This window comes from Caulobacter sp. P4_E5 (assembly GCF_056401555.1).
Genome location: NZ_JBFUJD010000008.1, coordinates 1 through 26,131 on the forward strand (window position 1 = coordinate 1; position 26,131 = coordinate 26,131).

28 protein-coding genes and 1 tRNA gene are annotated in these 26,131 nt (G+C 68.7%); 14 read left to right on the forward strand and 15 right to left on the reverse strand.

Going from position 1 to position 26,131, the window contains the following annotated elements; genetic code table 11:
• Nucleotides 1-223: 223 nt before the first annotated feature.
• Nucleotides 224-1,477 (reverse strand): S41 family peptidase, encoded by a 1,254-nt coding sequence (locus tag AC1DSO_RS04075; protein WP_477067632.1) that lies wholly within the window; start codon nucleotides 1,475-1,477, stop codon nucleotides 224-226.
• Nucleotides 1,478-1,609: 132 nt separating this feature from the next.
• On the opposite strand from AC1DSO_RS04075, the gene AC1DSO_RS04080 reads away from it, so the two are divergent.
• The 3 genes from AC1DSO_RS04080 to arfB all read left to right on the forward strand — a co-directional run bounded on the left by AC1DSO_RS04080 (nucleotide 1,610) and on the right by arfB (nucleotide 2,607).
• Nucleotides 1,610-1,684: transfer RNA gene (locus AC1DSO_RS04080), tRNA-Thr, on the forward strand.
• 45 nt (nucleotides 1,685-1,729) lie between these two features.
• Nucleotides 1,730-2,188 carry a YaiI/YqxD family protein gene (locus AC1DSO_RS04085; RefSeq protein WP_477067633.1) on the forward strand — a complete coding sequence of 153 codons (459 nt, stop codon included), beginning with the start codon at nucleotides 1,730-1,732 and terminating at the stop codon, nucleotides 2,186-2,188.
• A complete protein-coding gene (arfB, locus tag AC1DSO_RS04090; protein ID WP_477067634.1) occupies nucleotides 2,185-2,607 on the forward strand; it encodes an alternative ribosome rescue aminoacyl-tRNA hydrolase ArfB in 423 nt (140 codons plus the stop codon). The genes AC1DSO_RS04085 and arfB overlap by 4 nt, the downstream gene beginning before the upstream one ends.
• 146 nt (nucleotides 2,608-2,753) lie before the next feature.
• On the opposite strand, the gene AC1DSO_RS04095 is transcribed toward arfB, so the two are convergent.
• The 3 genes from AC1DSO_RS04095 to AC1DSO_RS04105 form a co-directional block, all read right to left on the reverse strand.
• Complete coding sequence (locus AC1DSO_RS04095; RefSeq protein WP_477067635.1) at nucleotides 2,754-3,296, reverse strand: MarR family winged helix-turn-helix transcriptional regulator; 543 nt, start codon at nucleotides 3,294-3,296, stop codon at nucleotides 2,754-2,756.
• A 157-nt stretch (nucleotides 3,297-3,453) separates the two neighbouring features.
• Nucleotides 3,454-3,669, reverse strand: a complete 216-nt coding sequence (locus AC1DSO_RS04100) for a hypothetical protein (protein ID WP_047413405.1) — start codon at nucleotides 3,667-3,669, stop codon at nucleotides 3,454-3,456.
• Between the two features lie 59 nt (nucleotides 3,670-3,728).
• On the reverse strand, nucleotides 3,729-4,232 hold the full coding sequence (locus tag AC1DSO_RS04105) for a GcrA family cell cycle regulator (RefSeq protein ID WP_477067636.1): 504 nt from the start codon (nucleotides 4,230-4,232) through the stop codon (nucleotides 3,729-3,731).
• A gap of 279 nt (nucleotides 4,233-4,511) precedes the next feature.
• Between AC1DSO_RS04105 and AC1DSO_RS04110 the strand changes: the two genes are divergently transcribed.
• The 4 genes from AC1DSO_RS04110 to AC1DSO_RS04125 are packed head-to-tail and all read left to right on the forward strand — an operon-like array spanning nucleotide 4,512 to nucleotide 6,156.
• Nucleotides 4,512-5,012, forward strand: a complete 501-nt coding sequence (locus AC1DSO_RS04110) for a c-type cytochrome (RefSeq protein WP_477067637.1) — start codon at nucleotides 4,512-4,514, stop codon at nucleotides 5,010-5,012.
• Between the two features lie 6 nt (nucleotides 5,013-5,018).
• Nucleotides 5,019-5,402 carry a nuclear transport factor 2 family protein gene (locus tag AC1DSO_RS04115; RefSeq protein ID WP_477067638.1) on the forward strand — a complete coding sequence of 128 codons (384 nt, stop codon included), beginning with the start codon at nucleotides 5,019-5,021 and terminating at the stop codon, nucleotides 5,400-5,402.
• Nucleotides 5,399-5,803, forward strand: coding sequence for a nuclear transport factor 2 family protein (locus tag AC1DSO_RS04120; protein ID WP_477067639.1), 405 nt, complete (start codon nucleotides 5,399-5,401; stop codon nucleotides 5,801-5,803). The genes AC1DSO_RS04115 and AC1DSO_RS04120 overlap by 4 nt, the downstream gene beginning before the upstream one ends.
• Nucleotides 5,800-6,156 (forward strand): nuclear transport factor 2 family protein, encoded by a 357-nt coding sequence (locus AC1DSO_RS04125; protein ID WP_477067640.1) that lies wholly within the window; start codon nucleotides 5,800-5,802, stop codon nucleotides 6,154-6,156. Before AC1DSO_RS04120 ends, AC1DSO_RS04125 begins: the two co-directional genes overlap by 4 nt.
• A 138-nt stretch (nucleotides 6,157-6,294) precedes the next feature.
• Here the strand turns inward: AC1DSO_RS04125 and AC1DSO_RS04130 are convergent, their stop codons facing one another.
• From AC1DSO_RS04130 to AC1DSO_RS04150, 5 genes are all read right to left on the reverse strand, one after another.
• A complete protein-coding gene (locus AC1DSO_RS04130; RefSeq protein WP_477067641.1) occupies nucleotides 6,295-8,670 on the reverse strand; it encodes a transketolase in 2,376 nt (791 codons plus the stop codon).
• Nucleotides 8,671-8,790: 120 nt separating this feature from the next.
• The gene (locus tag AC1DSO_RS04135) at nucleotides 8,791-11,934 is read right to left on the reverse strand and encodes an efflux RND transporter permease subunit (protein ID WP_477067642.1); all 3,144 of its coding nucleotides are present in this window, start codon (nucleotides 11,932-11,934) and stop codon (nucleotides 8,791-8,793) included.
• Entirely contained in the window at nucleotides 11,934-13,070 is a 1,137-nt protein-coding gene (locus AC1DSO_RS04140) for an efflux RND transporter periplasmic adaptor subunit (RefSeq protein WP_477067643.1), read from the reverse strand. The genes AC1DSO_RS04135 and AC1DSO_RS04140 overlap by 1 nt, the downstream gene beginning before the upstream one ends.
• Nucleotides 13,071-13,188: 118 nt before the next feature.
• A complete protein-coding gene (locus tag AC1DSO_RS04145; protein ID WP_477067717.1) occupies nucleotides 13,189-13,935 on the reverse strand; it encodes a hypothetical protein in 747 nt (248 codons plus the stop codon).
• Nucleotides 13,936-13,976: 41 nt separating this feature from the next.
• Nucleotides 13,977-14,750, reverse strand: coding sequence for a class II aldolase/adducin family protein (locus tag AC1DSO_RS04150; protein ID WP_477067644.1), 774 nt, complete (start codon nucleotides 14,748-14,750; stop codon nucleotides 13,977-13,979).
• Nucleotides 14,751-14,840: 90 nt separating this feature from the next.
• Here AC1DSO_RS04150 and AC1DSO_RS04155 point away from each other — a divergent pair, with 90 nt between their 5' ends.
• From AC1DSO_RS04155 to AC1DSO_RS04180, 6 genes are all read left to right on the forward strand, one after another.
• Nucleotides 14,841-15,290, forward strand: a complete 450-nt coding sequence (locus tag AC1DSO_RS04155) for a RidA family protein (protein WP_477067645.1) — start codon at nucleotides 14,841-14,843, stop codon at nucleotides 15,288-15,290.
• Between the two features lie 60 nt (nucleotides 15,291-15,350).
• Nucleotides 15,351-16,022, forward strand: a complete 672-nt coding sequence (locus AC1DSO_RS04160) for a DUF969 domain-containing protein (protein ID WP_477067646.1) — start codon at nucleotides 15,351-15,353, stop codon at nucleotides 16,020-16,022.
• Nucleotides 16,019-16,975, forward strand: coding sequence for a DUF979 domain-containing protein (locus AC1DSO_RS04165; RefSeq protein ID WP_477067647.1), 957 nt, complete (start codon nucleotides 16,019-16,021; stop codon nucleotides 16,973-16,975). Before AC1DSO_RS04160 ends, AC1DSO_RS04165 begins: the two co-directional genes overlap by 4 nt.
• Nucleotides 16,976-16,987: 12 nt before the next feature.
• A complete protein-coding gene (locus tag AC1DSO_RS04170; protein WP_477067648.1) occupies nucleotides 16,988-17,983 on the forward strand; it encodes a DUF2891 domain-containing protein in 996 nt (331 codons plus the stop codon).
• Between the two features lie 170 nt (nucleotides 17,984-18,153).
• Nucleotides 18,154-18,348: a hypothetical protein gene (locus AC1DSO_RS04175; protein ID WP_477067649.1), complete on the forward strand. Its 195-nt coding sequence runs from the start codon at nucleotides 18,154-18,156 to the stop codon at nucleotides 18,346-18,348.
• A gap of 215 nt (nucleotides 18,349-18,563) precedes the next feature.
• Nucleotides 18,564-18,680 carry a hypothetical protein gene (locus tag AC1DSO_RS04180; RefSeq protein ID WP_477067650.1) on the forward strand — a complete coding sequence of 39 codons (117 nt, stop codon included), beginning with the start codon at nucleotides 18,564-18,566 and terminating at the stop codon, nucleotides 18,678-18,680.
• Nucleotides 18,681-19,245: 565 nt separating this feature from the next.
• On the opposite strand, the gene smpB is transcribed toward AC1DSO_RS04180, so the two are convergent.
• On the reverse strand, nucleotides 19,246-19,704 hold the full coding sequence (gene smpB, locus AC1DSO_RS04185; protein WP_477067651.1) for an SsrA-binding protein SmpB: 459 nt from the start codon (nucleotides 19,702-19,704) through the stop codon (nucleotides 19,246-19,248).
• On the reverse strand, nucleotides 19,704-20,588 hold the full coding sequence (gene dapA / locus AC1DSO_RS04190) for a 4-hydroxy-tetrahydrodipicolinate synthase (protein ID WP_477067652.1): 885 nt from the start codon (nucleotides 20,586-20,588) through the stop codon (nucleotides 19,704-19,706). Before dapA ends, smpB begins: the two co-directional genes overlap by 1 nt.
• A gap of 260 nt (nucleotides 20,589-20,848) precedes the next feature.
• On the opposite strand from dapA, the gene AC1DSO_RS04195 reads away from it, so the two are divergent.
• A complete protein-coding gene (locus tag AC1DSO_RS04195; protein WP_477067653.1) occupies nucleotides 20,849-22,948 on the forward strand; it encodes a lytic transglycosylase domain-containing protein in 2,100 nt (699 codons plus the stop codon).
• Here AC1DSO_RS04195 and AC1DSO_RS04200 read toward each other — a convergent pair.
• Genes AC1DSO_RS04200 through AC1DSO_RS04215 form a run of 4 tightly spaced genes read right to left on the reverse strand, consistent with a single transcriptional unit; the run spans nucleotide 22,945 to nucleotide 26,126 of the window.
• Nucleotides 22,945-23,700: an ABC transporter ATP-binding protein gene (locus AC1DSO_RS04200; RefSeq protein ID WP_477067654.1), complete on the reverse strand. Its 756-nt coding sequence runs from the start codon at nucleotides 23,698-23,700 to the stop codon at nucleotides 22,945-22,947. The genes AC1DSO_RS04195 and AC1DSO_RS04200 overlap by 4 nt on opposite strands.
• On the reverse strand, nucleotides 23,697-24,737 hold the full coding sequence (locus AC1DSO_RS04205; RefSeq protein WP_477067655.1) for a FecCD family ABC transporter permease: 1,041 nt from the start codon (nucleotides 24,735-24,737) through the stop codon (nucleotides 23,697-23,699). Before AC1DSO_RS04205 ends, AC1DSO_RS04200 begins: the two co-directional genes overlap by 4 nt.
• Nucleotides 24,680-25,486, reverse strand: coding sequence for an ABC transporter substrate-binding protein (locus AC1DSO_RS04210; RefSeq protein WP_477067656.1), 807 nt, complete (start codon nucleotides 25,484-25,486; stop codon nucleotides 24,680-24,682). The genes AC1DSO_RS04205 and AC1DSO_RS04210 overlap by 58 nt, the downstream gene beginning before the upstream one ends.
• 4 nt (nucleotides 25,487-25,490) lie before the next feature.
• Complete coding sequence (locus AC1DSO_RS04215) at nucleotides 25,491-26,126, reverse strand: TetR/AcrR family transcriptional regulator (RefSeq protein ID WP_047413369.1); 636 nt, start codon at nucleotides 26,124-26,126, stop codon at nucleotides 25,491-25,493.
• Nucleotides 26,127-26,131 lie beyond the last annotated feature (5 nt).

The following is a 26,131-nucleotide window of genomic DNA, read 5'->3' on the forward strand; positions in this document are numbered from 1 at the left end:
CGCTCGTGGTTCGCATCACCCCTCTCTCTGAGAGAGAGGGAGGGGCCCATGCGCAGCATGGGAGGGTGAGTGGTTACACCGCTCACCGATAAATCCTGAAAACTCAGTGAGATGCGCGAAATCACCCACCGGCTTCGCCTAACCTCTCACCCTCCCACGCCTACGGCGCGGGCCCCTCCCTCTCTCAAAGAGAGAGGGGTTCAACACCCGCGCTCCGACGAGCTTACGGTCGCCAACGCCCCTCCAGCAGCGTCCGCTCGGCCGCCTCCAGTGGCAGGTCGCGGCCGGCGCGGACGGCCTCCAGGGTCTGGGCGATCGGCAGATCAGGTTTGACGCCGACGCCTTCGAGACGGCGGCCATCGGGCGTGAGGTAGTCGGCCACGGCGACGTCGACGAAGCCTCCGCCCGGCAGTGGATAGCTTCGGGCGGCCAGCACCGCGCCGGCGGTCTCGGCGCCGATCAGGCGGGCCCGGCGGTGGTATCGCAGGGCGTAGGCCGTGATCTCGGCGGCGCTGGCGCTTGACGGACCGATCAACACCACCAGCGGTCCGTCATATCGCATCGAGGACTGGCGCGTGACGGAGGAGCGGGTCTTGTGACGCGCGACCGAGCGGCCCAGGCTCGTTCCAGGTTCCAGGAAATAACTGGAGATCTCGACCTGCGCCGTCACCAGGCCACCGCTATTGCTCCGCAGATCCAGGATCATGCCGCGCGGGGACGGGTCGGCGAGGTTGCGCGCCAGCCAAGCGACCGACGCCTTGTCGAACGCGTCGAACCGCAGCACGCGAACGCCGCTGGGAAGGTCGGCGCGGGCTCGCGGATCGGACCTTCCGCCCCGCTCCAGGTCGAACTCGACCTGGTGGGACGAGCCACCCCGGCTCAAGATCACGGTGGCGTGCGGGCAGCCGTCGCGTGGATTGGTCGTGGCGAAGTTCTGGAGGCGGTCGCCCGGCGCGATCCCGAGCCGCTCGGCCGGGCTTCCGCGCCGCACGGCGTCCACCAGCGTGACCGACCCGCCCCGACGACGCACCTCGGTGAAGTTGAAGCCGAAATCGCTTCTATTGGCCGCGTCCGGGCAGCCCTCGTTCTTCGGCCGCGGCGCCGTCGCGACTTGGCCGTTATTGGATGTCATCAACGGGGTCGGCGGCGGCAGCACCRCCACGTGCGACGTTCCCGCCTGCTGCAGCATGTTGTGCAGCACATTGACGTACAACGCGATCTCGAAGGTCTGCGCCTTGACCCGTGGCCGGTAGACGTCGCGGATCTTGCGCCAACGTTCATGGTCGAACTTCGGGTCGTAGTACTTTTCGTCGACCGTCTTCCAGGCGACGTCGAAGATCCGCTCGTAGCGGGCGATCCGCGCCGCCTCGGGGTTACGGCGCGCCCAGTCGGCTTGGTAGGCCTTCCAACCGTACAGGCCGGCGGCCAGGCCCGCTATCCCGGCGACAATGACCGCCGCCCATGTACGCTTGCGCACTTCAAACCACCCCCGGTTGCGCGACCGAGATAGCGAGCGCCCGGGACGAGCGCAAGGCGTCAGCCTCCGAGGCCATTGCCCACGTCCCCTCGCCTCGCTAAGGAAGACGCCCGTCCGGCGATCGCCGGGCAAGCCGGCTTAGCACAGCGGTAGTGCAGCGGTTTTGTAAACCGAAGGTCGCGGGTTCGATTCCTGCAGCCGGCACCATTTCCCGAACGTTCGCTCAGGTCCCGTTTTTCAGAGATTAGGGCGATGGCCGCCACCCTCTTCATCGACGCCGACGCCTGTCCCGTGAAGGACGAGTGCTACAAGGTCGCCGCCCGCCATGGCTTCAAGACCTTCGTGGTGTCCAACAGCTGGATCCGCGTGCCGCTGACGCCCGTGATCGAGCAGGTGGTGGTCGATGCGGGCCCCGACATCGCCGACGACTGGATCGCCGAGCGCTGCGGTCCCGGCGACGTGGTGGTGACCAACGACATCCCCCTGGCCGACCGGGTCCTGAAGGCCGGCGGCGCGGCCTTGGCCCCGAACGGCCGGGTGTTCTCGGCCGACATGATCGGCTCGGCCCTGGCCTCGCGCTCGATCGGCGAGCACCTGCGCTCGATGGGCGAGGTCACCAAGGGCCCCGCCGCCTTCGCCAACGCCGACCGCTCGCGCTTCTTGCAGGCGCTGGACCAGCTGGTGGTCAAGGCCAGGCGGGTTCAGCGATGATCGAGATCACCTCCTGGCTGCGGATCGACGAGGACGAGCTGGTCTGGAAGGCCACGCGCGCCTCGGGGCCCGGCGGCCAGCACGTCAACAAGACCTCGACGGCGATCGAGCTGCGCTTCGACGTCCGCAACTCCCCCGCCCTGCCCGAGGACGTCAAGGCGCGGCTGGAGACCCTGGCCGGCAGCCGCCTGACCTTGGACGGCGTGCTGATCCTGTTCTCGCAAGGCTCCCGCTCGCAGGAGATGAACCGCCAGGACGCCTTGGAGCGCCTGGTCGAGCTGATCCGCCGCGCCACCGAGAAGCCCAAGCCCCGCAAGGCGACCAAGCCGACCTATTCCAGCAAGCTGAAGCGGCTGGAGGGCAAGACCAAGCGCGCGACCGTGAAGTCGATGCGTGGGAAGCCTCGCGGCGACGACTAGGCTCTGAACGCCCCCTCCGTCGCGCTGCGTATCCGCATCGCGCCACCTCCCCCGTTTCACGGGTGAGGAGGAAACCTTCCTCCCCTGCGTAGCGGGGAGGTGGATCGGCGCCGATAGGCGACGAGACGGTGGGGGCGTTTCGAGATCTAGGCCGTCTCCGGCGGCGCCGGCGTCGAGAACGCGATGACGTCCTGCTTCCAGTCCGGTTCGACGATCAGGCCCGCCAGCATCTTCTGCAGGTACAGGGTCATGGCCGCCTGCTCTTCCGTGGTCAGGTTCGAGCATATCTCGCGGTTCAGCGGCCGGATCTCGGCGCGGATCTTCTCCAACAGGATGCGGCCGGTGTCGGTCAGGCAGACGACGACGATGCGGCGGTCGCTGGCCGAGGCCTCGCGCGCCACCAGGCCGTCGGCGATCAGGCTGTCGACCGAACGCGTCAGCGTCGTGCGGTCGGTGGCCGCCAGCTTGGCTAGCCGGGTCATCGACAGGTCGCCGAACCGGCGCAGCGAGATCATCGCCACCCACTTGGCGAAGGTCAGGCCGTGCTGGGCCAGCAGGTCCGCCGCCACGGCGCGGCGATGCTGCTCGGTCTGGTACAGCAGGTAACTGAGATAGCTCGGCAATGGCAGCGCGTGGTCGTCGACCACGTCAGCGCGCCTGCCCCCTTCGCGCTTGTCCCCCTCACGCATAATTTGTTCCGCCCCCACAAAACGGCGATCTGTGTGTCACAAGGCTAACGACCACGCAATCTGCGGTGTCGGCTCTGGAAACGAAAAACCCCGCGAAAGGCTTCGCGGGGTCATCTCTTTCAATTTATGCGGGAATTTGACCCGTATGGGGCGACCTTCAAGCGTCGGCGGAAGCGCGGTTGCGGGTGCGGGCGCGGGTCAACCAGTCATCCGGATAGGTCTCGCGCACGGTGATCGACTTGAACTGGGTGACCGGGATGCGGGCGTGGTCGCCGGGGTTGAGATCGCGCGACACCGAGTGGCCGGCGAACTCCTCGATGATGGTGATCACTTGGCTGCTGCCGGCGGCGTTCTCGATCAGGACCATGTTCATGGGTTTCGGCTCGGTGATCTCGAGGATGAGGGAATGTCGATGGAAGGCTTGGACGGCGTTCAGGCCAGGCTAGGCTGGACGCGTTCCTTCAGGCCCTTGAGCGCCCAGGCCTCGACGGCCTTGCTGGAGCCGAGGCGGCGGAAGGCGCCCTGGCTGTGCTGCTCGCAATACGATCCGCGAGCATTGGTCTTGGGACGACCGCAGAAGCCGAAGTCGTCGTTCTCGGGATGGCCGATCGGCCAGCGGCACGAGTGGGCGCCCAGGCCCAGGATGCCCGAGGTCGGCAGCAGGCCCTCCTCGATGCGCTCGAAGCGCGGGGCGACGTGCGGGGCGGCGGTGGTTTCGCGGGTCGGCCGCTGACGAGCCTGGATCCGCGTCGGGGCGCGGGCGGTGGTGATGCGCTGACGGACGGGAGTCTCGCGGACGGTGATGCCCAGACGGTGCACCTTGCCGATCACCGCGCTACGGCTGACGCCGCCCAGGTGACGCGCCACCTGGCTGGCGCTGAGGCCCTCGAGCCACAGCTTCTTCAGCGTCGCGGTGCGTTCTTCGCTCCAGTCCATGATCTTGTTTCCCAGCCCAAACCGGAGCCAGCCCGCTCCGTGAGAAATGGGTAAGATTTATGGTTAACAACCGTCAAATGTTTATGTGCAGACCCACGGTTTGCGATTTCACTTTTCACGAGAAGAATCACGTAGATACCGACGATTGTCGCAGGGCCCCGCTTCGACCTCTCTTAAGGAACATTGTTCCGTGACAAGCGGGGGACCCTGATTTTATAAGGGTTTGGAATGCGTCGCGCGGTCGCAGACCGTGCGGCGAAACGTCAGTCGGGGACCACCATGCGCACGTTGAACCTGGCCGCCGTGGCCGCCCTCTGCCTTGTCGTTTCGGCCTGTTCGAAGGACGGCGGCGGCTCCGGCGACGCTTCGCCCCCGGCCGACGCCCCCGCCGCGGCCGCCCCCACCGACGCCGACAAGGCCGCCGCCCTGGCCGCCCTGCCCGCTCCATACAACACCGGCGACCTCTCGAACGGCCAGAGCAAGTTCGCCCTCTGCCGCTCGTGCCACACCATCACCGAGGGCGGCCCGGACCTGACGGGGCCGAACCTTCACGGCGTGTTCGGCCGCAAGGCAGGGTCCAAGGCTGGCTACGCCTATTCCGACGCCGTGAAGGCCGCCGGCTTCACCTGGGACGCCGAGCACCTGGACAAGTGGCTGGCCAGCCCGCGCGAATTCATGCCGGGCACCAAGATGACCTTCGCCGGCCTGCGCGATCCGAAGGACCGCGTCGACCTGATCGCCTATCTGAAGGTGGAGACGGGCTACAAGCCGGCCCCGTAGGTCGCCGTGCGCCCGGCCCCGCCCCAGATCGAGGCGCTGGTCCAGCGCCTCTACGACGCCACCCAGCGGCGCGACTTCGAGGCGTTCCGCGCCCTGGTCTCTCCCCAGCTGGAATGGCCGGACCTGACGCGCGGCGGGATGCTGACCAGCCCCGAGGCGGTGCGCGATTACTGGGCCTATAACGACGCCTCGATCCGGGTGGAGACCACGCCGGTCGAGGTTCACATGGACGACGACGACCGCATCGTGGTCGACGCCAACCAGGTGGTCTGGAACCGCTCCGGCCAGCTGTGGTCGGACATGTGCGTGCGGCATTGTTACACGCTTCGCAACGGCCTGTTCTGGCGCATGGATGTGGTTTCCACGGGAGACCCGGATCCAGGCCCATGACGCCCGACGAGGATCGGATCGCGCAGCCTTACGAGGGCTTCGACACGGTCGAAGCGCTGCTCCGCCGGCTGCACCGCGCGCTCAACGCCCGCGACCTCGACGCCGTCGTGGCCTGCTACGCGCCGAGCGCCCGCTTTGACGACAGTCTGGACGGCGGTGAGGTCGAAGGCCTCGAGGCCGTCCGCGGCCACTTCATCCGCCTGTTCGAAGCCGTCCGGCTCGAGATCTCGCTGATCGATCATGCGCTCGAGCCCGATGGCCGGGTGAAGGCGCGAATGCACGTGGTGACCCGAGGCCTTGGCGGCGGGCTATGGCAGGACGGCGAGATCACCGTCCGCTATCGCCTCGAGCACGGGCTGCTCGCCGAGCAGGACGTCGACGACCACGGTCGCTCGCCATGAGCGCGCCGCAAGCCATGCTGATCAAGGCCTACGACGCCTTCAACGCGCGGGACCTGGCGCGCATCCGGCCGTTGATCCATGCCGAGGCGGTGTGGCCCAACACCCTGGAGGACGGCCCGCCACTGATCGGCCGAGAAGCCGTCATCGGCCATTTCGCCCGCATTCTCGCGACCATCCTGCCGAACATCCAGCTGATCCGGGTCGTCGCGGAAACCGACGACACCTTGACCGTCGAGGCCCAGTATTCGGTCGAGAGCTCGGATGGCCATGTCTGGAGCGACACCCGAGCGACGCTGACCTATCACTTCCGCGACGGGCTGCTGAGCGGCATGACGATCGTGGGCGGGTTCTGAGCGGCTTAGCTCAAAGCAACCTTTCTCTCGTCATCCCGGCCGCAGCGGAGCGGAGAGCCGGGACCGCCACAAGCTCGGCGCTTCCGGCGGTCCCGGATCGGCGCGCTGTGCGCTTGTCCGGGATGACAGGTTTTTGGCCTAAACCAGCAGATCCGCGCAGGCGTCCAGAACCGCTTCGGCGTCCAGACGGTACTTGCCGTAGAGGTCCGGCAGGTCGCCCGACTGGCCGAACGCCTCCAGGCCCAGGGCCCGCACCCGCTGGCCGCGCACCGAGCCCAGCCACGACAGCGCCAGCGGCGCGCCGTCGGTCAGCGTCACGAGGCCGGCGTCTCGGTCAAGCGGGGCCAGCAGGGTTTCGATCGTGGAGGCCCTTGGAACGCCCTGGGCGCCCTCCCCCGTCCAGCGCGCGCGGCCGGCGGCGGTCCAGTCCCGGTGCAGCACGTCGGCCGAGGTTACGGCCAGGAGACCCGCCTCGGGCATGTCCTCGACCAAGGCCTCGAACGCCGCCAGGGCCTCGGGGGCCAAGGCGCCGCTATAGACAAGCGCCAGACGCGCGCCGGGCGCGGGAGCCTTCAGCCAATAACCGCCCTCGACCACGCCCTGGCGCCAGGCGTCGTCCGTTCGCTCGGGCTGGGCGATCACGCGGGTCGACAGGCGCAGATAGGTCGAGGCGCCGTCCTTGGCCTGGATGCGCTCGAAGGCGTGGGCCATCAGCACCGCAGTCTCGTCGGCGAAGGCAGGCTCGTAGGTGTCCAGGCCCGGCTGGGCCATGCCGATGACGGCGGCGTTGATCGACTGGTGCGCGCCGCCTTCGGGGGCCAGCGTCAGGCCCGAGGGCGTGGCGACCAGCAGGAAGCGGGCGTCCTGGTAGCAGGCGTAGTTCAGCGCATCGAGGCCTCGAGCGATGAACGGGTCGTAGAGGGTGCCGACCGGGAACAGACGCTCGCCGAACAGCGGCGCGGTCAGGCCCAGGGCGGCCAGGGCGATGAACAGGTTGTTCTCGGCGATGCCCAGTTCGACGTGCTGGCCGGTCTCGGCCTTGGACCAGACCTGGGCCGAGGGGATGCGGCGGCGCTTGAAGACGTCCTCGTGGGCGCGGCGCTGGAACACGCCCCGCCGGTTCACGAAGCCGCCCAGATTGGTCGAGACCGTGACGTCCGGCGAGGTGGTGACCACCCGGCCGCCGAACTCGTCCTTGCGGGCGGCGATCTCGAACATCACCTTGCCGAACGCGGCCTGGGTCGACTGCTCGCTATCGTTCTTGCCGCCGGTCACGGCGACCAAGAACTCGTCGGCGGTCGGCGTCGCGATCGTCGGGGCGACGTGCTGGCGCTCGACCTCGGCGGCGAACGGGGCGCGAGCGATCAGGCCCTTCAGCGCCGTGCGCTCGGCGGCTGACAGGCCCGACAGCGGGTCCCACTCCTCGCCCTCGACCACGCCCAGGCGCTCGCGCAGCTCGGCGATCTGGGCCGGGGTCATCAGGCCCGCGTGGTTGTCCTTGTGGCCCTGGAACGGCAGGCGCAGGCCCTTGACGGTGTAGGCTATGAAGAAGCGCGGCCGGTCGTCCTGCCCCGCCTTCTCGAACGCCTCCAGCAGCGTCTCCAGGCAGTGGCCGCCCAGCTCGGTCATCAGCTCGGCTAGGTCGACGTCCTTGTAGCCCTTGATCAGGGCCAAGGTGTCGGGACTGCCCTCCAGATCGGCGGACAGCCGCTCGCGCCACGCCGCTCCGCCCTGATAGGTCAGGGCCGAGAAAAGGTCGTTGGGCGCGGTCTCGATCCATTCCCGCAGCCTTTCGCCGCCCGGCTTGGCGAAGGCCTCGCGCTGGCGCTTGGACCACTTGAGGGTTTCCACCGTCCAGCCGGCGGCCTCGAAGATCTCGCCATAGCGGGTGAACATCCGGTCCTGGGTGGTCGCGTCCAGGCTCTGGCGATTGTAGTCGACGATCCACCAGGTGTTGCGGATGTCGTGCTTGCAGGCCTCGATCAGGGCCTCGTAGATGTTGCCCTCGTCCAGCTCGGCGTCGCCCAGCAGCGAGATCATCCGGCCCATGCGCTCGGGCTTCACCGCGCCCCGCGCGGCCAGGTAGTCCTGGGTCAGCGAGGCGAAGGCGGTCATGGCCACGCCCAGGCCCACCGAGCCGGTCGAGAAGTCGACGTCGTCCACGTCCTTTGTCCGCGAGGGATAGGATTGGGCCCCGCCCAGTGCTCGGAAGCGCTTCAGATTGTCCAGGCTCTGGCGGCCGAACAGATGCTGGATGGCGTGGAAGACGGGGCTGGCGTGCGGCTTGACCGCCACCCGGTCCTGCGGCCGCAGCGCCTTCATGTAGAGCGCCGTCATCAGGGTGGTCATCGAGGCGCTGGACGCCTGGTGGCCGCCGACCTTCAGGCCGTCACGGCTTTCCCGGAGGTGGTTGGCGTTGTGGATGGTCCACGCCGCCAACCAGAGAATCCGTTCCTCGAGACGGCGCAGCAGAGCTATTTCCTGCCGCCTCGCCGTCAGGGAGCCATCGGCCATGCTTCCTCACCGGCCGAGCCTGTCCGGTTCAGATGAATATCTGAACCGGATAAACAGGCTCGTTCTTTACATGGGAGCGCGTTCGGCGGCGAAACCGCTCACACTTTCGCCTAACGCGCTCTACGCCGGTGAAGTTTGCCCCTCACCGTTCTTTTCGCCGGTTTCATACTCCTCGATCTGGCGCGCCGTCCACTCCGGCGACTTCGTGAAGCGGGCCAAGAGGTCGTAGAACACCGGAACGATGAATAGCGTCAGCAGGGTGGCGAAGATCGAGCCGGTGAAGATCACCGAGCCGATCGTCTTGCGGCTGCCCGCCCCCGCCCCCGCCCACAGCATCAGCGGCAGAGCGCCCATGGCGGCCGAGATCGAGGTCATGATGATCGGGCGCAGGCGCAGGGCCGCCGCCTCGATCACCGCCTCGCGCACGGTCAAGCCCTCGTCGCGCAGCTGGTTGGCGAACTCGACGATCAGGATGCCGTTCTTGGTGGCGATGCCGATCAGGATGATCAGCCCGATCTGGCTGTAGGTGTTGATGGTCGAGCCCATGATCAGCAGGCCGAACAGGCCGCCCAGCGCCGCCAGCGGCACGGTCAGCATGATCACGGCCGGGTGGATCCAGCTCTCGAACTGGGCCGCCAGCACCAGGAACACCAGCAGCAAGGCCAGGCCGAAGGCGATGGCGATGCCGCCCGAGCCTTCCAGATAGTCCTTGGCCTGGCCGCCCCACTTGATGCTGACGCCGGGCGTCGGATGCTGGTCGGCCTGGTCCCTGAGGAAGCGCACGGCGTCCTCGACGGTGAAGCCGGGGTTCAGCTGGGTGGTCAGGGTCACCGAGCGCAGGCGGTCGACACGCGGGCGGTCCGGCGTGTCGCCCCGCAGCTGGGTCGTCACCACCGTCGATAGCGGCACCAACGCGCCGGAGCTGGTGCGCACGTTCAGCCGGTTCAGATCCTCGACACTGCGGCGCTGGTCGAGGTTGGTCTGCAGGATGACGTCGTATTCCTGGCCATTCTTGATGTAGGTCGTGGCCTTGCGCGACCCGAACATGGTTTCCAGGGCCCGGCCGATCGACTGGGCCGAGACGCCCAGGGTCGCGGCCTTGTCGTTGTCGATCTGCACCGACAGGCGCGGCGAGGTCGGCTCGTAGTCGAGACGCGGCCGCGAAAAGCCCGGATTGTCCTGGGCCTCGGCCAGGATCGGTTTCAGCCAGTTGGCCAGCTGGACATAGTCGTTGCCGACGGCGATCAGGTCGACATTGGTGCCGCCGCCCCCACCGCCGCCGCCCCCGCGCTGGAACGGCCCGCGCACGCTGGCGATGGCCCGCACGCTGGTGATCTTCGAGAGATCCTTGTTCAGCTCGGCGGCGACCTCGTCGGCGGTCTTCTTGCGCTCGCCCCAGGGCTTCATCACGATGACGCTGCTGCCGCTGTTGAACGAGTTGCCGCCGAACCGCGGGATCGTCAGCAGGACGCGCTGAGCAACGCCTTCGTCGCGGTACCGATCGACGATCTTCTCGACCTTCAGGCCGATGCCCTGGATGTAGTCGTAGCCCGCGCCTTCCGGCCCATTGATGGCCACATCGACCCGGCCGCGGTCTTCCGGCGGCACCAGTTCCTTGGGCAGGCTGACGAACAGCAGGCCCGCGAAGGCCGCCAGGACGACCACCATCAGGCCGGCGATCGCGGCCGACCAGCCGCCCAGGATGCTTTCCAGCGAGGCGCGGTACGAGTTCTTCAAGGCGTCCATCGCCCTGTTCACGCGCCTGGCCAGCCAGCCCTCGCCATGCGCCGGCTTCAGTAGCTTGGACGCCATCATCGGCGACAGCGACAGGGCCAGCAGGGCCGAGAAGCCCACGGCCGCGGCGATGGCCACGGCCAGCTCGACGAACAGGCGGCCGATATAGCCGGGCAGGAACATCAGCGGCGCGAACACCGAGATCAGCACGATGGTGGTGGCGACGACGGCGAAGAACACCTGGCGGGTGCCGCGCTCGGCGGCGACCAGGGCCGGCTCGCCCTCGTCCACCCGACGCTGGATGTTCTCGACCACGACGATGGCGTCGTCGACCACCAGGCCGACGGCCAGCACCAGGGCCAGCAGGGTCAGCAGGTTCAACGAAAAGCCCAGCGGGGCCAGAACGATGAAGGTCGACAGGATGCAGATCGGGGCGACAACCGAGGGGATCAGGGCCGAACGCCAGCTGCCCAGGAAGATCAGATTGACCAGCACCACGAGGCTGATCGACATGCCCATGGTGATCCACACCTCGTGGATGGCCTCGGCGGTGAACACCGAGTTGTCCACGGCCACGACCATCTTGGTGCCGGGCGGCAGGCTCTCGTTGATCGCGTCCACTTCCTTGCGCACGGCCTGGGAGATGGCCACGTCGTTGGCCTGCGACTGACGGGTCAGGCCGATGCCGACCTGGTCGACGCCGTTGCCGCGGAACAGCCGGCGACGCTCGTCGGGGCCTTCCTCGATGCGGGCCACATCGCCCAGGCGCAGCACGTAGCCGCTGGCGTCGGCGGGCCGCAGCGGCAGACGCGCGAAGTCCTCGGGCTTGGCGTAGCTGCGGGCCACGCGGATCGTGAAATCCTTGGCCGTGCTCTCCAGCGAACCGGCCGGCAGCTCCAGGTTCTGGGCGTTCAGAGCGTTCTCGACATCGTCCACCGAGACGCCGCGCGCGGCCATCTCGTTGGCGTCCAGCCAGATCCGCATGGCGTAGATCTTGGCCCCGAACAGGTTGGCTTGAGCCACGCCGTCGATCGTCGACATCCGCTCGACCAGGTAGCGGTCGGCGTAGTCGGCCAGCTGCAGCGGATCCAGCGTGGTCGAGGTCAGGTTCAGGATGATGATCGGCGAGGCGTCGGCGTTGGCCTTGGCGATCTGCGGCGGGTCGGCCTGGTCGGGCAGGTTGGCGGTCACCCGGCTGACGGCGTCGCGCACGTCGTTGGCGGCCGCGTCCAGGTCGCGGTCGAGGTTGAAGGTGATGGTGATCTGCGAGCGGCCGTCGCGGCTGCTGCTGTTCACGCGGTCGATGCCCTGGATGCCGGCCACCTGGCGCTCGATCACCTGGGTGATGCGCTCTTCGATGACCTCGGCCGAGGCGCCGCGGTAGGTCGTCGAGACCGAGACCACGGGGGGATCGACACTGGGCAGCTCGCGGATCGGCAGCGACGAGAACGCCGCCAGGCCGATGACGCAGAGGATGATCGCCGCGACCGCGGCGAAGACGGGACGACGGACGGAGAGATCGGACAGCATCAGCCGGCCTTCCGGCCAGAACCGTCCTTGCCGCCCTTGCCGGGGCCGTCCTTCTTGTCACCCGGCTTGCCCTTGCCGCCGCCGATCGGGGCGCCGTCCTGGATGCGGTTGAGGCCGTCGGCGACGATCTTGTCGCCCGTCTTCAGGCCCGTGCGGATCTCGACGAAGCCGTCGGCGGTGATGCCGGTCTCGACGTCGGTGCGGCGGGCGACCATGCCCTTGGGCCCCTTGGCGATGCGGAAGACCGAGGCCTGGCTGCCTTCGAACTGTACGGCCGCTTCGGGCACGGCGACGGCGGTGTGTACACCTTGGTCGATGGCCACTTTGACCAGCATGCCCGGCTTCAGGCGACCGCCGGCGTTGGGGAACTCGGCGCGGGCCTTGAGGGCGCGGGTCGCCGGGTCGATGCGGGTGTCGATCTGGGCGATGTGGCCCTGGAAGGTCTCACCCGGCAGGGCGTCGGGCCGCGCGGCGATCGGCAGGCCGATACGCAGGGTGGCCAGGTAGCGGTCCGGCACCGAGAAGTCGACGCGGATAAGCGAAACGTCGTCCAAGCTGACGATCGGGGTGCCGGCGGCGATCAGCATGCCCGGCGCCACGTCCGAGATGCCAACGCGGCCGGCGAACGGGGCGCGGAGCACCCGGTCCAGCTTCTGGGCCTGGGCCGTGCCGACGGCGGCTTTCGCGACCTCGAGGGCCGACAGGTATTGCTCGGCGGTGGCGCGCGGGGCGATGCCCTTGTCGGCCAGGGTTTTCCAGCGGTTGTAGTCGCGCTCGGCTTGGGACAGGCGCGCCTTGGCCTCCGAAATTCCCGCGTTCTCCTGGTCGGCCTTCAGCTCGACCAGCACCTGGCCGCGCGAGACGGCCTGGCCATCGGTGAAGTGGACCGCGGTGATCAGTTCGGGGGTGTTGGAGGTGATCGTCACCGACTGACGGCCCTTGGCCACGCCCAGCACCTCGATGCGGTCGGTGAACGGACGCTCGCCGACCACCATCTGCGAGACGCTGGTCGCCCGGCCGCCGCCGCCCGGGCCCTGGGTTTCCTTCTTGGCGAAGGCCAGCTTCAAGCCGCCCACCACCAGCATCAGGACAACGGCGGCGAGGGCCACCACGAGGAAGAAGTGCCTACGGATCAAAGAAACGCTCCGGCGCCGGACGCCCCCGGCGAAGCTGCAAGTGCGGCGAGATATGACCGCAGCCTAAAGCGGCGTCCAGTGACAGGCGGATGACGGACTATTGCAGTTTTGAAACAAGCTAGAGCCTGCGCCACAAAGCGAGCACGACGCCACGATCTCGGGCGGTTTCGCGGCCCGAGACGGTGTCGCGCCAGCCGCCCTGCATGCTCCAGTCGCCGAACGATCGGACGACGGACACTTCGCTCTTCAGCCAGCGCGAGCGGATCGGGCTGCGGTCGGCCTGGCCGGCATAGGTCTGGGCCAGCAGCAGCCAGCGTTTCGTGGGCCTGACGCCCAGGGTGGCGTCGATCCGAGTCTCGTCCGCCAGGCCTTCACGCTTCAGCCGCGCGGCCTGCAAGTCGATATAGACCTGGCGCCCGCGCCAGACGCCCGAGCGGCCGTAAAGGACCCGCGCCTCGAGGTCGAGACTGCCCTGCCCCGGCGCGGCGTAGCCGGCGTTGCGGCCCGCGCCCGCTTCGCCGGCGCCTAGATAAACGGCAAGCGATGAGCGTTCGGTGCGCCGGACCGCCCAGCGCAGGCCAAGCTCGAGCGGTCCCCGTCCGGAATAGTCGACCCAGCGGTCGTGGCCGCGCGTGACGCCGGCCTTGGCCTGCAGGGTCAGGCGCGGGGTCAGGCCGCGCTCGACGAAGACCGACAGGGTCTCGTCCCGCCGGTGGCTGATGTCGACCAGCACGGCGTCGGGATCATAGCCCTGGTCGGCGGTCGTGCCCTCGTACTTGGCGATCACCTGGGTGCGGCCCGGTTCGATCGGCCACGCCCCGGCGCGCGCCGCGCCGGGGCTCAGACACGAAAAGGCCGCCGCGATCGCCAGGATCACGGCGGCCTTCCCAGTCTCGAAAACGGCGGCTAGTCCGCGTAGCCCGGCGACTCGCGGTCCAGCTTGCGCAGGCAGCCAGGCCAGGCCAGGCCGCCGATCATGCCCATGCCCATGCCGGTCTGCTTGCGCACCTCCTCCTGGGCCCCGTCGGGCGCCAGCAGGACGTTGTCGCGTCCGATCGACAGAGCCATCACCTGCTGCGTGCACGCCCGCTCCAGGAAGAACATCCCCAACCAGCACTCGGCCGCGCTGGCGCCCACGGACAGGGTGCCGTGGTTGCGCAGCATCATCAGCTTCTTGTCGCCGAGATCGGCCACCAGCCGCTCCCGCTCGTCCAAGTTGAGCGCAATACCTTCATAATCGTGATAGGCGATCTGAGGCAAGACAATCAGTGAATGTTGCGTCAGCGGCAGCAGGCCTTCGCGATGGGCCGAGACCGCCACGCCCGGGTCGGTATGCAGGTGCATGACGAAGTGGGCGTCCTCGCGGGCGGCGTGGATGGCCGAGTGGATCGTGAAGCCCGCCGGATTGATGAAGTACGGCGTCTTGTCGATCACGTTGCCTTCGAGATCGACCTTGACCAGGCACGAGGCGGTCATCTCGCCAAAGAACATGCCGTACGGATTGATCAGGAAGTGATGTTCGGGACCGGGGATGCGGGCCGAGATGTGGGTGAAGATCATGTCGTCCCAGCCGTGCAGGGCGACAAGGCGATAGAGGGCCGCCAGGTCCACGCGCGCCTGCCATTCGGCTTCGCTGACCTTGCCCTTCAAGGATGTAATCGGCAGAGCACCGTCGGCCATTGGTTTCTCCCGTAGGTTATCGTTGTTGAGTTGAGCGTCGCGCCGGGGCGCCGCATCGTCAAGAGCCCGTTCGCCATGGAAGGAAGCCGCATGAAGATCCTCGCCGCGAGCTTGGCCGTCTTGACCCTCGCCGGACCCGCCCAGGCCCAGGAGATCGTGCGGGACAACCCGCCTGGCCTGTTCACCAGCCCGCGCTTCACCAACGTGGTGGAGCTGCCGGCGGGAGCTCGCCTCGTCCTGGTCTCGGGCCTGACCGCCCAGGGCCCCGACGGCAAGGCCCCCGAAGGCGCCGACGCCCAGGCCGAGGCGGTGTTTCGCAATCTGCGCGCCGCCCTGGCGGCCAGGGGTCTGGAGCCGAAGGACGTCGTCCAGCTGCGCGGCTTCCTGGTCGACATGCAAAGCACCCTGCCCGCCTATCGCAAGGCCGCGACCGCCTTCTTCGGCGACGCCAAGCCGCCGGCCAGCACGCTGGTGGGCGTGGCCAGCCTGGTGGCGCCCAACCTGCTGATCGAGGTCGAACTGGTCGCCGCCAAGCCCTGAGCGCTTGCCACGGCGCGTCCCGCGTCGGACCGTCCCCTCGAACGAGGGGAGTCGAAGGGGATGCTGACCCTGCTGGGCGTGGCGGTGATCGTGCTGGGTTTCGCCCTGCGCTTCAATCCGCTGCTGGTCGTGATCGCCGCCGCCCTGACCTCGGGCATCGCCGCGGGCCTGACGCCGCTGGAGGTGCTGGCCGCCTTCGGTAAGGCCTTCAACACCAACCGCTATGTCAGCGTCGCCTGGTTGGTCCTGCCCGCGATCGGCGTGCTGGAACGCTCGGGCCTCAAGGAACAGGCGCGCAAGACCATCCAGGGCCTGCGCGCGGCGACGCCGGGCCGGATCCTGCTGGCCTACCTGGCCCTGCGCCAAGTCGCGGCCGCCCTGGGCCTCACCCAGGTCGCCGGCCAGGCGCAGACCGTGCGACCGCTGCTCGCCCCCATGGCCGAGGCCGCCGCCGAACCGCTCGACGACGACACCCGCCAGCGGGTGCGCGCGATGAGCGCGGCGACCGACAATGTCGGCCTGTTCTTCGGCGAGGACATCTTCCTGGCCATCGGCTCGATCCTGCTGATCGTCGGCTTTCTGGACCAGAGCGGGATCACGGTGGAGCCCCTGGCCCTGTCGGTCTGGGCCATTCCGACGGCGATCGCCGCCTTCCTGATCCATGGGGCCCGCCTGCTGCTGTTCGACCGCAAGCTCGCTCAAAGCCCAACTGGGGCGGAGGACGCGGCATGATCGGCCTGCCGCTCGTCTATCTGCTGGCCGGTCTGATGTTCGCAGCCTTCGCCGGCCTCAGCGCCGCCGACCGCGAGAACAGGAAGCGCTTCGGCAATGCCGCCTTCTGGGGCCTGTTCGCAGTCAGCTTCCTGGCTGGCGACCGCCTAGGCGACCTGGGCAACGGCTTTCTAGCCTTGGCCCTGGCCCTGATCGCCGGCGCGGGCCAGTTGGGCGTCGGCGCGCCGAAGACCACCGCCCCGGAGGAACGCGAAAGCCTGGCGGCGACCTACGGCGCGCGCCTGTTCGTCCCGGCCCTGGTCATTCCAGTGCTGGTCCTGGCCGGCTCCCTGACCCTGAAGCGCCTGTCGCTGCACGGCGCGCCGGTGGTCGATCCCAAGCAGGCGACGCTGATCTCGTTAGCCTTCGCGGCCCTGGTCGCCGCCATCCTGGCCCAGCTGATGTTCCGCCAGCCCGCCGCAGCATCCGTTCAGGAGGGCCGCCGGCTGATGGACTTGGTCGGCTGGGCCGCGCTTCTCCCACAGATGCTGGCGGCTCTCGGAGCGGTGTTCGCCATCGCCGGCGTCGGCAAGACGATCGGCGAGATCGCGGTGCAGATCACGCCCGTCGACAGCCGCTTCGCCGCCGTCGCCGCCTACTGCCTGGGCATGGCCGCCTTCACGGTGATGATGGGCAACGCCTTCGCGGCCTTTCCGGTGATGACCGGCGGCATCGCCCTGCCCCTGGTCGTCGGCCGCTTCCACGGCGATCCGGCCGTGGTCTGCGCCATCGGCATGCTGTCGGGCTTCTGCGGAACCCTGCTGACGCCGCTGGCGGCCAATTTCAACCTTGTGCCGGCCGCGCTGCTGCAGTTGAAGGACCGCTACGCCGTGATCCGCGCCCAGGCGCCGACCGCGGTCCTGATGCTGATCGTCAACGTGGTCCTGATGCACGCCCTCGCCTTTCATGCTTGAGATTGGCCACCCATGAGCCTGGCCCGCTCCACCGCCTCGCGCTTCGCCAAAATCGCGCTCGGCCACCTGACCCGTGAGTATCCGAACAAGCTGGACCACGTGATGGCCGGGCCGAATGACGTCCGCTCGCCGCGTGAGCTGCACCCGATCTTCTTCGGCAGTTTCGACTGGCACTCGTGCGTGCACGGCTATTGGCTGCTGGCCACCTTGTTGCGCCTGCGCCCCGAGATGGCCGAGGCCGAGACGATCACGACCCTGTTCGACGACGCCTTCACCGACGACAAGGTCGCCGGCGAGCTGGCCTATCTGGCCCGTCCCGAGAGCCGCGGTTTCGAGCGTCCCTACGGCTGGGCCTGGAGCCTGATGCTGCAGGCCGAGCTGCTGCGCCACGAACGCCCCTGGGCCGGCGTCCACGCGCCCCTGGCCCGCGCCTTCGCCGAGCGGTTCGAGGCTTTCCTGCCGGTCGCCGACTATCCGGTGCGGGCCGGGACCCATTACAACACCGCGTTCGCCCTGGTTCTGGCCAGCGAGTACGCCGACATGACCGGCGATTCGGCCTTCCGGCAGATGCTGCAGAGCCGGGCGTTGGTCTGGTACGGCCAGGACGCCGCCTGCCAGGCCTGGGAGCCGTCCGGCGACGACTTCCTCTCGCCCGCCCTGATCGAGGCCGAGGCCATGCGCCGGCTGCTGCCGCGCGAGAGCTTCGAGCTGTGGTTCCCGCGCTTCCTGCCGGACATCGCTGACAAGCAGCCGGCGACGCTGTTCAAGCCTGCCCGGGTTAGCGACCGCACCGACGGCAAGATCGCCCATCTGGATGGCCTGAACCTGTCCCGCGCCTGGTGCTGGCGGCTGCTGGCCGCCGCCATGCCGGAGGCCGATCCGGGCAAACACCATGCGATCACCGCGGCGATGAACCACCTGGCGGCGGCCGTTCCTCATGTCTCGGGCGACTATATGGGCGAGCACTGGCTGGCTACGTTCGCCCTGCTGGCGTTGGAAAACGGCTAGGTTTTGAGCTCCGCCTAAGCTTGACCATACAACCCAGGCGTCACTATCGCCTTGCGCGAAGATCCGCATACGGTTTACAATCGTTGACAATGCGGGGAGCCCGACGCGCGTTAAGCATTTTAGCGCGCCCGAGCTCAGGGGCGCGTTTCTAGTCCAGGGAGCTCGTCGTCATGTCTGACGCCGCGCACTGCCAGCGTATAGAAATCGCCCACGTCCCCGAGGGCTGGGTCGTCACCGAAGACGGCCGCCTCGCCGGCTTCTTCGACAGCGCCGAAACCGCCTACAACCGAGCGCTCGCCATATGCGGCGAGCTGTTCGAGCGCGGCGTGCCCTCTCGGGTTTACGAACTGCCCGCTTTGGCCTGAGACGCCACGACGGCCGCTGGCTAACAACGCGATCGCCCTCGCGCTGGCCTTTGACGGCTGGACGATGAGGGCGATTTCGCCCGTGGGCGGGAGCGCTTGATCAGCCAACGACTTTACAATCGTTGACATTTTTCCAGCGCTGAGAGGACTAATATCCACCGGCTAGGGACTATTTCGCCGCGCCCGGGGTTGCGCGACCAGCCGGAGGCCACGCCATGGCCCAGTCGACGCGTAACCAGTTGCGTACCGAAGTCCGCATCTTCCTGATCGTCAGCGCCGGCGCCTTCGCCTTCGGCCTGGCGATGGGTTTTGGGTTTATGGGCCTGCACTAGTCCGGCCGAAACCGTTTCGGATCGCACCTGACCCCATCTTTCCGGTCAGTGGAGCCGCCTCTGCGCGGACCGACGAGACGTCGGCTTTGGGGGAAGAGAGACTCTAATTCTTCCCCCTAGATCCGACCTCCCCGGCGAAAGCCGGGGCCCAGATTCAGCCTGAGCGGTTTGGGTGTTCGCGATCGAACGCCGACCAAGGGCGTGAGCGTCAGGGGTTCGATCTGGGCCCCGGCCTTCGCCGGGGAGGTCGGGGTTGGGGAGTCTCGAAGCCGGCGGGTTCGATCGTCCGTAAGGGGTGGGTTGCGGACGTCCGTTTCCTTCTCCCCTTGCGGGAGAAGGTGTCAGCGAAGCTGACGGATGAGGGGTCGATAGTCCTGTCGGCGTGGCGCCCAGCCTATCCGCTGTCGCGGCGGATCCGGTCTTCGACCCCTCACCCGACCGCCTGCGGCGGCCACCCTCTCCCGCAAGGGGAGAGGGAAACAAGTCCGCCATGGGTCGAAAGCCGACCTTTCCGGTCGCCCGGCAGTTCGTCCCTTCCGCCGGCGATGATCCGCGCCAGACCGCCTCAGTCCCCCCGGTCGCCCTTCATCAGGCGGGCCTTGTCGCGGGCCCAGTCGCGGGCGGCTTCGGTCTCGCGCTTGTCGTGGWKCTTCTTGCCCTTGGCCAGGCCGATCTCCAGCTTGGCCAGGCCCTTCTCGTTCCAATAGAGCTTCAGCGGGATCATCGTCCGGCCGTCGCGCTGCACCGCGCCGATCAGCTTGTCGATCTGCTTGCGATGCAGCAGCAGCTTCCGGTGCCGGCGCGGCTCGTGGTTGAAGCGGTTGGCGTGGCCGTAGGGCGGGATGTCGGCGTTGATCAGCTTGATCTCGCGCCCTTCGACCGAAGCGTAGGATTCGGCGATGTTGGCCCGGCCGACGCGCAGCGACTTCACCTCGGTGCCGGTCAGCATGATGCCGGCCTCGAAGGTCTCCTCGATGAAGTAGTCGTACCGGGCGCGCCGGTTCTCCGCGATCGGCTTGGTCATTATTCGAGGCCAGCCTCGCGCATGGCTTCCAGGATCGTCGGGCGGACGGCCTCGGCGCACGGCGTGATCGGCAGGCGGACATCTTCCGAGCACAGGCCCAGATGGGCCAGGGCGAACTTGGTCGGGGCCGGCGAGGAATCCAGGAACAAGGCCTTGTGCAGGCGCACCAGGCGATCCTGCCAGTAAAGGCCGGTTTCCCACTGCCCCTGCATGCAGGCGTTCATGAAGGCGGCGCAGGCGTCCGGCGCGACGTTGGAGGTGACCGAGATCACCCCGTGGCCGCCGTGGGCCATGTAGCCCAGGGCCGTCGGGTCGTCGCCGGTCAGCAGCACCCAGTCGGGGCCGCACATCAGGCGCTGGAAGCTGATCCGGGTCAGGTCGCCGGTCGCGTCCTTGATGCCGATGATGTTGGGCAGCTTGGACAGGCGCTCCAGGGTCTCGTTGGAGATGTCGACACCGGTGCGGCCCGGCACGTTGTAGACGAACACCGGCAGTTCGACGGCGTCGTTGATCGCCTTGTAGTGTTGGTACATGCCCTCTTGGCTGGGGCGATTGTAGTACGGCGTCACCACCAGGCAGGCGTCGGCGCCGACGGTCTTGGCGTGGCGCGCCAGCGCGATGGCCTCGTCGGTCGAGTTGCTTCCGGCGCCGGCGATCACCGGCACGCGGCCGGCGGCGGTCTTCACGCACAGTTCGACGACGCGCTTGTGCTCGTCGTGCGACAGGGTCGAGGTCTCGCCGGTCGTGCCCACGGGCACCAGCCCGTGGACACCGCCAGAGATCTGACGCTCGACCAGGGCCACGAAGGCTTTTTCGTCCACCTCACCGTCGCGGAACGGCGTGACGAGGGCCGGAATGACGCCCTTGAAGTGAGACTGGACCATGACTTGCAAATTGCCGTGAGAAGACGCCGCGTGGTGTTGCGGCAGGACGATGGGGGCGGACAATATGTCCCTGCCCCGCTGTTCCGCAACCGGCGCCCGGATGCGGTTCGAGGGGCAGGGAGCGGATTTGAGGGGGGAAGCCTCTTCGGTCAAGCCCGAGAACCGGACTTTAAACCCTAATGCGGTCTGAATCGTCGCATAGGGCGTGGGCTGAGATTCGCGTACAAGGCTCTTTAAGAGACTTGGTTAAGGAGAGTGTTTTGGCTTCAGTGGTGCGTCGGATCCTGCTCGGGGGAGCTTGCGTCGTGGCCGTGGTCGTAGGGGCCGCGGACGCCCAGACGACGTCGGGCTACGCCAGCCAAACGACGTCCGGCCTGATCACCACGCCGCCGACCGCCGTCCCCACCGCCCTGTCGGACACCGACTCCGCCAACCTGCAGACGTCGCTGGCCGCCGCCAAGCGCGCCGACGTCTCGGGCGCGCGCATGGCGATGGACAGCCTGCAGGATCCGATCGCCAAGAAGATCGCCCTCTGGCAGCTGGTCGACAACAACGCCGAGGCGATGAGCTTCTTCGAGCTGGACGCCGCCCGCCGCGACCTGGCCGGCTGGCCGCGCGCCGCGCGCCGTGACGCCGCCGCCGAGAAAGCTCTTTCCACTTCCGGCCTGGATCCGGCCCGCATCGTCGCCTGGTTCGGCGGCGCCCAGCCGGCGACGGCCGACGGGGCCATGGCCCTGGCCAGCGCCTATCAGGCGACCGGCCGCAACAAGGAGGCCACGGACCTCATCCGCCRCACCTTCCGCGACAAGGTGTTCGAGGCCGACGCGCAGCGCAGCCTGATCGCCCGCTTCGGCGGCATGCTGACCGCCGACGACTACGCCCGCCGCGCCGATATCCTGCTGTACGGCCAGCAAGGCCCGGCCGCCCGCGATCTGATCGCCATGCTGTCCGAGAACCAGCAGGCCACCGCCCGCGTGCGGATGGCCTACCGCCAGAACTCGGCCAGCGCCAACAGCCTCTACAACGCCCTGACATCGGACCAGCAGATCTCGCCCGGCGTGGTGTTCGAGCGCGCGGCCTATCTGCGCCGCGCCGGCATGGACACCCTGGCCCTGCCGATGGTCGTCAACTTCCCCGTCCCTCCGACGGAAGAGGCCTCGACCGCCATCTGGAAGGAGCGCAAGCAGCTGATCGTCTCGGCCCTGAAGGCCGGCGACAGCAGCGGCGCCTATGCGGCCGCCAACAACGTCCAGGCCCTGGCCCCGGCCGACATCGCCGAGTCCGAGTTCTACGCCGGCTGGATCGCCCTCACCCGGCTGAAGGACGCCGACGCGGCTGCCGCCCACTTCGCCCAGATCGCCGCCGTCGGCGCCTCGCCGATCACCAAGGGCCGGGCCCTCTACTGGCAAGGCCGCGCGGCCGAGGCGCAAGGCGACCCGATCGCCGCCCAGACCTTCTATGCCGAAGGCGCGCGCTACATCACCACCTTCTACGGCCAGCTGGCCGCCGAGAAGGCGGGGCTGAAGGAGCTGCGCCTGGACCGCGACCCGGTCATCACCCAGGCCGACCGCRCCCGCTTCTACGGCCGCGAACAGATCCGCGCCGCACGGATCCTGGCCGACATCGGCGCGCGCGACCTGTTCCGCAGCCTGGTGCTGTACATCGACGACACCCTGCCCAACGCCGAGGAAAGCGCCCTGCTGGTCGACTTCGCCCGCGGCTATGGCGACCAGGACCTGGCCATGCGCGCCGTGCGCACGGCCGCCCAGCGCGGCTTCATCCTGGCCGAGCGCGGCTATCCGCTGCTGGACCACCACTTCACCCCGGGTCCGGGCGCGGCCGAGACGGCGTTCGTCTATTCGATCTCGCGCCAGGAAAGCAATTTCGACCCGGCCGCCCGCTCGGGCGTCGGCGCGCGCGGCATGATGCAGCTGATGCCGGCCACCGCCTCGATCGTCGCCCGCAAGCTGGGCGAGGCCCACAGCATCGATCGCCTGTCGGAGGCCTCGTACAACATGCGCCTGGGCTCGGTTTATCTGGGCGACATGGTCAGCAGCTTCAGCGGCTCGTACATCATGGCCGCCGCCGCCTACAATGCTGGCCCGGGCCGGCCGGCCCAGTGGGCGGGCCTGTGCGGCGACCCGCGCGGCGCCCAGACCGACCCGCTCGACTTCATCGAGTGCATCCCGTTCTCCGAGACCCGCAACTATGTGATGCGGACCCTGGAGACGACCATGGTCTACCGCGCCCGCCTGAATGGCGGCGTGGCCCCGCTGACCCTGTCGTCGGACCTCAAGCGCGGCGGCTACGTCTACAGCCCGTCGGTGGCGGCCGCCTACACGCCGTCGGCGCAGCCCTAGACCCGCTTCGCCGCCAGCACCGGGCCGGCCTCGGTCTCGACCAGCTCGCCATCCAGCCGGAAGACGTGACTGAGGATGAACCGCGACAGGGCCTCGCGTGGCGGTCCTTCGGCGACGAGGCGGCCGTGCGAGACCACGACGATCCGGTCGCAGGATCGCGCGGCCAGGCCCAGGTCGTGCAGGGTCACCACCACCGCCGCGCCCTTGGCGGCCTCGGCTCTCAGCAGGTCCAACGTCAGCAGCTGAGCGTCGGGATCCAGGCCCGCCACCGGCTCGTCGGCGACCAGCAGCGGCGCGCGCGTAGCCAGCAGCCGGGCCAGCAGCACCCGCGCCCGCTCGCCGCCCGACATGTCCAGCACGCCGCGGTCGGCCAGTTCGGCCGCGCCGACGCGTGACAGGCAATCCACGGCCAAGACGTCCGCCGCCTCGTCGGCGAGATCGGTCGCGCCCAGGGCGGCGACCAGGCGGGCCGGCAGGTTCCAGGCCACGCGGCGGTCCTGCGGCAGATAGCCGACCAGCTTGGCGCGTTCGTCGGGCTTCAGAGACGCCAACGGTCGGGCGGACAGGCGGGCCTCGCCCGCCTCCAACGGCAGCAGCCCCAGGCCCGCGCGCAGCAGGCTGGTCTTGCCCGCGCCGTTGGGTCCGACCACGCCGACCACCTCGCCGGCCGCCACGCTCAGCGAGGCGTCCTCCAGCACGGTCTTGCGGCCATGGCGGGCCGAGATGGCGGTCAGGGTCCAGAGCGCGCTCACGACCGCCAGCTCCGCGAGGCCCGCCAGGCCAGCAGGGCGAAGGCCGGCGCGCCGAACAGGGCCGTGACCACGCCCAGCTTCAGCTCCTGCTCGGTCGGAACCAACCGCGCGGCGAGATCCGCCAGCACCAGCAGCAACGCCCCGGCCAGGGCGGAGGGCCACAGGATCCTCTTAGGGTCGTCCTTGACCAGGGCCCGCACCAGATGCGGCGCGGCCAGGCCGACGAAGCCGATCACCCCGGCCGCCGCCACCGCCGCGCCCGTGAGCAGGGCCGCGCCGGCCACGGCGTAGACCCGCAGGCGCGCCATCGGCAGGCCGGACATCCGCGCGGCCTCCTCGCCCAAGGTCAGCATGCGCAGGCCACTGCCGGCCCGGACGCACAGAGCCGCCCCGATCGCCATCGGAACCAGAGCCCGAACGGCGTCCATCGCGTCGCGGTTCTCAACCGAGCCCATCAGCCAGGCCAGGATCTCGGCCGTCGTCACCGGCGATGGCGAAAGGTTGAAGACCAGCGCCGTCAGCGCGCCACCGAAGGCCGACAAGGCCACGCCGAACAGGATCAGCGCCTCGGGCTCGCGGAACCGCGCGGCCAGGACCACGACCAGGCCGCCGGCGACCAGGGCGCCAACGAGGGCCGAGAGCTCGATCACGCCTGGAACCACGGCCAGGCCCGCCGAGATGGCCAGGGCCGCGCCCAGGCCCGACACGGCCGAGACGCCCAGCACGCCGGGATCGGCCAGCGGATTGCGCAGCAGCCCCTGCATGGTCGCGCCGGCCAGGCCCAGGGCCGCGCCGACCAGGGCCGCCACCGCCACGCGCGGCGCGCGGATGGTCCACAAAACCTCGCCCGGCGGCGAGGCCGGGTGGGTCAGGGCTTGCGCGTACTGGGCCAGGGACAGCGGGGTCTCGCCCAGCGACACCGCCAGGATCGCCGCGCTGGCCAGGACCAGCAGCATCAGAAGGCAAAGGCGAGGAAGGCTCATCGCGCCGCCTGCGCCAGGATCGCGCTGCCCTCGGCGGCAAACCAGCCCGGACAACCGATCATCGTTCCCGGCAGCGAAGCGACGGTGCGGGTCTTCACGACTTTTCGGAGGGCGGCGTGGCGGCCAGGCCCCCAGCGATCCGCACCAGCGCGGGTTCCGTCGAAGAAGCCCAGCACCACGGCCGCCGGCGGCTTCATCACCAGGCTCTCCAGCGAGACCGGCGCGAAATACGGAGCCTTGGACGCGTTCGAATAGCCGGCCGCCCTCAGCAGGGCGTCGATCAGGGTGCCCGAGCCGGCCGTGAAGCCGCCCGGCGTCAGATACAGCACCGACTTGCCCTTCCCCGCCCCGGCCGCGCGGCCTAGCTGGGCGTTAATCCGCGCGATGATCGCCTCGCCTTCGGGCTTGCGGTCCAGGGCGGCGGCGACCTTGCGGACATTGGCGCGGACACCGTCGAAGTCGGCCGCGTCGTCGAGGGCGACGGTGGTGACGCCCTTGCGTTCCAGGGCCTTGGACAGCCGCGCGTCACCGCCCCACAGGCGCACGACGACGTCGGGCTTGGCCGCGACCAGGCTCTCGAACGTGGCCCGGCGCAGCGGCAGGCCGACGGCCTCGCGGCGCAGGTAGCTGTCGCGCGAGATGGCGCGGTGCGAGAGGCCGACGATGCTGTCGCGCGGCGCCAGGGCCAGGACGTACTGGTCGGCGCAGGAGTCCAGCGACATCACGCGCGGTCCCGCGAATGCCGCTCCAGGCGCGAATGCCAACATCGCCAGAAGCGCGCCCAAAGCCTTGGCGGCGTTCACCAAATCAGTCCGTGACCAAGCCGTACAGCAGGCCGTCCAGCATGACCTTCATCAGCTGATCCTGATCCGACCAGCCACGCGAGGGCTTGGTGATCAGCAGCGAGACCAGGCCATGGCAGCCGCTCCACAGCACCTCGGCGGCCTGCACGGCCGAGCCCGAGCGTAGGCGACCCTGGGCGGCGATCTGGTGCACCGGCTCGCTGAACTTCTCGAAGCAGCGGTCGCCCAGCTCCAGGGTGTCGGCGATCTTGTCCTGCGAGATGTGCTCGCCCGTGCTGCAGAACACCAGCTGGTAGGTGTTGGGATTGTCGAGGGCGAACTTCATGTACGCCTCAAGCATCAGCCGCACACGCGAGACGGGGTCGATCGGCTGGGCGGCGATCTCGATGTTCAGGGTCAGCAGACGCTCGATAGCGTCGTTGCTGATCTCCATCAGGATCTGGTCCTTGTCGCGGAAGTGCATGTACAGCGCCGTCGACGACACGCCCACCGCGTCGGCGATCTTGCGGATCGTCGCGCCGGCATAGCCTTCGGCGATGAAGATCCGCTCGGCCGCCGCCAGGATTTCGCCCCGGCGCAAGTGCCCGTCGCCCTTGGGCTTTCGCGCGGACTTGTGAGGCTTCTTCAGAACGACCGTCACGGACT

What these genes read in the sequence shown, in the direction of transcription:
- AC1DSO_RS04085 (WP_477067633.1), top strand. Translation starts at nt 1,730, where the DNA reads ATGGCCGCCACCCTCTTCATCGACGCCGACGCCTGTCCCGTGAAGGAC.
- arfB (WP_477067634.1), top strand. Translation starts at nt 2,185, where the DNA reads ATGATCGAGATCACCTCCTGGCTGCGGATCGACGAGGACGAGCTGGTC.
- AC1DSO_RS04095 (WP_477067635.1), bottom strand. Translation starts at nt 3,296, where the DNA reads ATGCGTGAGGGGGACAAGCGCGAAGGGGGCAGGCGCGCTGACGTGGTC.
- AC1DSO_RS04100 (WP_047413405.1), bottom strand. Translation starts at nt 3,669, where the DNA reads ATGAACATGGTCCTGATCGAGAACGCCGCCGGCAGCAGCCAAGTGATC.
- AC1DSO_RS04105 (WP_477067636.1), bottom strand. Translation starts at nt 4,232, where the DNA reads ATGGACTGGAGCGAAGAACGCACCGCGACGCTGAAGAAGCTGTGGCTC.
- AC1DSO_RS04110 (WP_477067637.1), top strand. Translation starts at nt 4,512, where the DNA reads ATGCGCACGTTGAACCTGGCCGCCGTGGCCGCCCTCTGCCTTGTCGTT.
- AC1DSO_RS04120 (WP_477067639.1), top strand. Translation starts at nt 5,399, where the DNA reads ATGACGCCCGACGAGGATCGGATCGCGCAGCCTTACGAGGGCTTCGAC.
- AC1DSO_RS04125 (WP_477067640.1), top strand. Translation starts at nt 5,800, where the DNA reads ATGAGCGCGCCGCAAGCCATGCTGATCAAGGCCTACGACGCCTTCAAC.
- AC1DSO_RS04130 (WP_477067641.1), bottom strand. Translation starts at nt 8,670, where the DNA reads ATGGCCGATGGCTCCCTGACGGCGAGGCGGCAGGAAATAGCTCTGCTG.
- AC1DSO_RS04135 (WP_477067642.1), bottom strand. Translation starts at nt 11,934, where the DNA reads ATGCTGTCCGATCTCTCCGTCCGTCGTCCCGTCTTCGCCGCGGTCGCG.
- AC1DSO_RS04150 (WP_477067644.1), bottom strand. Translation starts at nt 14,750, where the DNA reads ATGGCCGACGGTGCTCTGCCGATTACATCCTTGAAGGGCAAGGTCAGC.
- AC1DSO_RS04155 (WP_477067645.1), top strand. Translation starts at nt 14,841, where the DNA reads ATGAAGATCCTCGCCGCGAGCTTGGCCGTCTTGACCCTCGCCGGACCC.
- AC1DSO_RS04160 (WP_477067646.1), top strand. Translation starts at nt 15,351, where the DNA reads ATGCTGACCCTGCTGGGCGTGGCGGTGATCGTGCTGGGTTTCGCCCTG.
- AC1DSO_RS04165 (WP_477067647.1), top strand. Translation starts at nt 16,019, where the DNA reads ATGATCGGCCTGCCGCTCGTCTATCTGCTGGCCGGTCTGATGTTCGCA.
- AC1DSO_RS04170 (WP_477067648.1), top strand. Translation starts at nt 16,988, where the DNA reads ATGAGCCTGGCCCGCTCCACCGCCTCGCGCTTCGCCAAAATCGCGCTC.
- AC1DSO_RS04175 (WP_477067649.1), top strand. Translation starts at nt 18,154, where the DNA reads ATGTCTGACGCCGCGCACTGCCAGCGTATAGAAATCGCCCACGTCCCC.
- AC1DSO_RS04180 (WP_477067650.1), top strand. Translation starts at nt 18,564, where the DNA reads ATGGCCCAGTCGACGCGTAACCAGTTGCGTACCGAAGTCCGCATCTTC.
- dapA (WP_477067652.1), bottom strand. Translation starts at nt 20,588, where the DNA reads ATGGTCCAGTCTCACTTCAAGGGCGTCATTCCGGCCCTCGTCACGCCG.